At 62.1% G+C, this 4566-nt stretch carries 4 protein-coding genes; 2 read left to right on the top strand and 2 right to left on the bottom strand.

All coding sequences use genetic code 11. From position 1 onward, the window contains the following. Positions 1-33: 33 nt before the first annotated feature. Both AC062T_RS02575 and AC062T_RS02570 read right to left on the bottom strand, forming a co-directional pair. Positions 34-966, bottom strand: coding sequence for an SPFH domain-containing protein (locus tag AC062T_RS02575; protein WP_476027117.1), 933 nt, complete (start codon positions 964-966; stop codon positions 34-36). Further along, positions 959-1447 carry an NfeD family protein gene (locus tag AC062T_RS02570; RefSeq protein WP_476027115.1) on the bottom strand — a complete coding sequence of 163 codons (489 nt, stop codon included), beginning with the start codon at positions 1445-1447 and terminating at the stop codon, positions 959-961. Before AC062T_RS02570 ends, AC062T_RS02575 begins: the two co-directional genes overlap by 8 nt. 138 nt (positions 1448-1585) lie before the next feature. Here AC062T_RS02570 and AC062T_RS02565 point away from each other — a divergent pair, with 138 nt between their 5' ends. Continuing rightward, a complete protein-coding gene (locus AC062T_RS02565) occupies positions 1586-2362 on the top strand; it encodes an SDR family oxidoreductase (RefSeq protein ID WP_476027113.1) in 777 nt (258 codons plus the stop codon). A gap of 19 nt (positions 2363-2381) precedes the next feature. Next, the coding region (locus AC062T_RS02560) for an ATP-binding cassette domain-containing protein (protein WP_476027111.1) at positions 2382-4566 on the top strand (2185 nt) is incomplete at its 3' end.

The raw sequence follows: 4566 nt of genomic DNA, 5'->3' as shown, positions 1-4566 counted from the left end.
TACGCACTATGCGCCTTATTCCGTTCCGGTCTTCTACTGCTGTTCAGGCGATCCGCTGCCGCGCACCGAGGCACCGCCGAGAAATCCTTCCGCAATGCCCTTGAGCGACTCCGTGAGCTCGGAGGGAATGATCCAGAGCTTGCTCGCCTCACCCTCAGCGATCTTTGGCAAGGTCTGCAAGTACTGGTACGCGAGCAGCGGCGCGTCTGGTCGGCCTTCATGAATCGCCTGAAACACGGTCGTGATCGCCTCAGCCTCACCCTGTGCCCGAAGCACGGCAGCCTTGGCATCGCCCTCAGCGGAGAGGATTGCCGCCTGGCGCGACCCTTCGGCCTGCAAAATGGCGGCCTGCTTCGTGCCTTCCGCCGTCAGGATCGCGGCTCGCTTATCGCGCTCCGCCCGCATCTGCTTCTCCATCGAGTCCTGAATGCTCAGGGGAGGGTCAATAGCCTTCAGCTCCACGCGACCAACGCGGATGCCCCACTTGCCTGTCGCTTCATCGAGCACAATGCGCAACTGCCCGTTGATGTTGTCGCGGCTCGTCAGGGCCTCTTCGAGGTTGAGACCACCGACAACGTTTCGCAGGGTCGTGGTCGTGAGCTGCTCAACCGCACCCAGGTAGTTGGCAATTTCATACGTGGCCGCCCGGGCATCCGTCACCTGAAAGTAGACGACAGTGTCGATCGAGACGACCAGGTTGTCCTCGGTAATCACAGGCTGGGGCGGGAACGACACGACCTGCTCGCGCATGTCGATCAGCGGTCGCATCCTGTCGATGAATGGCACCAGGATGTTGAGGCCCGGCTGCAGGGTCTTGTGGTAGCGACCGAGGCGCTCGACGACAGCCGCCGTGGCTTGGGGAACAATTCGGATGGCGCGGAACAGCACGACAATCACGAAAACGCCCAGCACCACCAGAAGCGCAACGACAAAGAGTTGCCCCACAAGGGCAGAAATATCAACCATGTGATTCCGTCCTTTCAACGGGGACAACCACAGCGGTCGACCCTTCTATTGCGGTAACAACAACATTCTCACCCTCGGCGACGACCATCGACACGGTGAGCGGAGAGAGACGAGCGGTCCACGTCTCACCGTTGGCAAGCCGCACCTGCCCTTTCGTCTCGTCGATCTCGACGACGACTCTGCCCTGCATGCCCATGAGCGCGGCAAGGTTGCTGGGCGTGGTGTCTTCGCCTTTGCGGAGCTTGGCTATGAGCACGGGACGGATGAGCAAGATAAGCAGAACGGCGAGCACGGCTGCCACTGCGATCTGCAGCCACCACGGCCAACCGAGCAGGTTGGCGCCGAGACCGCCGAGACCTCCAGCGGCGATCATCAAGAACGTGAACTCGAGCGTGAACAATTCAATGATCACGGCCACGAGAATAAAGACGAGCCACACGATCCAGAGGTATTGCGTGAGGTCCACTGTCACGATGTCCATCCTGGGCTCCTAGCGAGTCGGTGTCTCCAGAAGTTATCACTGACAGCATGCCGAGCGGCGGAGCGGAGTGCCTAGTTGGTAGTGTCGTCTGGCGTCGCCCAAGCGCCGTGATACCGCATTGACTTCAGGAGCATCACCGTGACCAACCCTCTCGCCCCCGGTTCCCTCAACGGCAAGCGCGCCCTCGTCACGGGGTCATCCCGAGGAATCGGGGCCGACACGGTCACAATGCTCGCCGAGGCCGGCGCCCGCGTGGTCATTAACTTCCGCAACAAAGAGAAGCGGGCGCAGCAGCTCGCCGACAAGATCGCCGCAGCCGGGGGAGAGGCCATCGTCGTTGGCGCAGACCTCACGGATGCTGATTCGGTCGCCTCCATGGTTGCCGCGATTCGCGAGGCCTACGAGGGTCTCGACATCCTCGTTATGAATGCGTCTGGCGGCATGGAATCCGGCATGGCCGAGGACTACGCCATGCAGCTCAACCGCGATGCTCAGGTAGCTCTGCTCGATGCGGTCGTTCCGATCCTCGCTCCCGGTGCTCGCGTCGTATTCGTCACGAGTCACCAGGCCCACTTCATCCACACCGTTGAGACCATGCCGGAATACGTTCCGGTCGCGCTGAGCAAGCGAGCGGGCGAGGATGCGCTTCGCGCCAAAATCCCCGAGCTCGCGGAGAAGGGCATCGAGTTCGTCGTCGTCTCCGGCGACATGATCGAGGGCACCATAACCGCCACGCTTCTCGAGCGCGCGAACCCCGGTGCCATCGGCGCCCGCAAAGAAGCGGCGGGACGCCTCTATAACGTCAACGAGTTCGCCGCAGAGGTCGCTGCTGCTGCCGTTGAGCCGGTTCCCGAGAACAACACCCGCTACGTCGGCGACGTGAGCGACTTCCTAGGTACGTCGACCCCCGAGTAACAGCGAGAGGACCTTGGGCATGAATCCTGCGGAGACTCGATCCGCCGACCTGCATGCGGCAGATCGCCACGACCTGATCCGCGTCCAAGGCGCGCGAGAGAACAACCTCAAGAACGTCACTCTCGAGATTCCCAAGCGTCGGCTAACGGTGTTCACCGGGGTCTCCGGCTCCGGCAAGAGTTCGCTCGTATTCGGCACGATCGCGGCCGAGTCCCAGCGCATGATCAACGAGACATACAGCGCCTTCGTTCAGGGGTTCATGCCCAACCTGGCTCGGCCCGACGTCGACGTTCTCGAAGGGTTGACGACGGCCATCCTCGTTGACCAAGAGCGGATGGGGGCCAACTCACGGTCGACCGTCGGCACGGCTACCGACGTCAACGCGATGTTCCGCATTGTCTTCAGCAGGCTGGGGGAGCCGCACATCGGGTCCCCCCAGGCGTTCTCGTTCAACGTGGCATCCGTGAGCGGGGCCGGAGCTGTGACTCTTGAGCGGGGCGGCCGGGAGATCAAGGAACGCCGTGAGTTCAGCGTCACGGGTGGCATGTGCCCCCGGTGCGAGGGAATGGGAACGATTAACGACATCGATCTCAGCCAGCTCTTTGACGACTCAAAATCTCTCAACGAAGGCGCCCTCACCATTCCGGGCTACACCGCCGACGGATGGGGCGTAAAGATCTTCACGGGCTCCGGGTTTCTCGACCCAGACAAGCCCATCCGCGACTACAGCAAGCGCGAACTCAACGACTTTCTCTACAAAGAGCCTGTCAAGGTCAAGGTTTCCGACATCAACATGACCTATGAGGGCCTCATCCCCAAGGTGCAGAAGTCGTTCCTTTCCAAAGACCGTGAGGCGATGCAACCGCACATCCGCGCGTTTGTCGACCGCGCCGTCACATTCACGATCTGCCCGGAATGTGGAGGAACCCGCCTCAACGAGGGCGCTCGCTCGTCGCGTATCAACGGCCTCAACATCGCCGAGGTCTGCGCGATGCAGATCAGCGACCTGGCCGAGTGGGTGCGCACCCTGCACGAGCCGTCCATGGCTCCGCTGTTGGCATCGTTGCAGCACACGCTCGACTCCTTTGTCGAGATCGGGCTGGGATATCTCTCCCTCGACAGGCCCGCTGGCACGCTGTCTGGGGGAGAGGCGCAGCGTACCAAGATGATTCGCCACCTCGGTTCCTCGCTCACCGACGTAACGTATGTCTTCGATGAGCCAACGATCGGGCTGCATCCGCATGACATCCAGCGCATGAACCGCCTGCTTCTGGAACTGCGCGATAAGGGCAACACGGTTCTCGTGGTTGAGCACAAACCAGAGATGATCGTGATCGCCGACCACGCTGTCGACCTCGGGCCCGGCGCTGGCACGGCAGGAGGAGAAATCTGCTTCGAGGGAACTGTCGAAGGCCTCCGCGCGAGCGACACCCTCACAGGGCGCCACCTCGATGACCGGGCGTCACTCAAGGATGCCGTGCGCACCCGCGCGGGAGCTCTTCAGATTCGGGGCGCGACGGCCAACAATCTTCAGAATGTGGATGTCGACATCCCGCTCGGCGTTCTGGTCGTCGTCACGGGGGTCGCCGGGTCGGGCAAGAGCTCGCTCGTGCACGGATCAATCCCTGCCAGCGACGAGGTCATTTCTATCGATCAGAGCGCCATCAAGGGCTCCCGGAGAAGCAACCCGGCCACCTACACGGGCCTTTTGGAGCCCATCCGCAAGGCATTTGCCAAGGCAAACGGCGTCAAGCCGGCGCTCTTTAGCTCGAACTCCGAGGGTGCGTGCCCGAACTGCAACGGCGCAGGAGTCATATACACCGACCTTGGCGTGATGGCCAGCGTTGCCTCGACGTGTGAGGTCTGCGAGGGCAAGCGATTCCAGGCCTCGGTGCTCGAGTACACCCTCGGCGGACGCAATATCAGCGAGGTTCTCTCGATGCCAGGCTCAGAGGCTAAGGAGTTCTTCGCCGAGGGGGAGTCTCGCATTCCGGCCGCCCACACCATCCTGGAGCGCCTCACAGACGTCGGCCTCGGCTACATCAGTCTCGGCCAGCCGCTCACGACCCTGTCGGGCGGTGAGCGTCAGCGCCTCAAACTTGCCACCCAGATGGGCGAAAAGGGGTCGGTATATGTTCTCGACGAGCCAACGACCGGGCTGCACCTTGCCGATGTTGAACAGCTCCTTGAGCTTCTCGACAAGC

The sequence above is a fragment of the Homoserinimonas sp. genome (genome assembly GCF_056262345.1).
The sequence above is the reverse complement of the archived record's forward strand: the minus strand, read 5'-3'. Positions and strand labels throughout refer to the sequence as shown.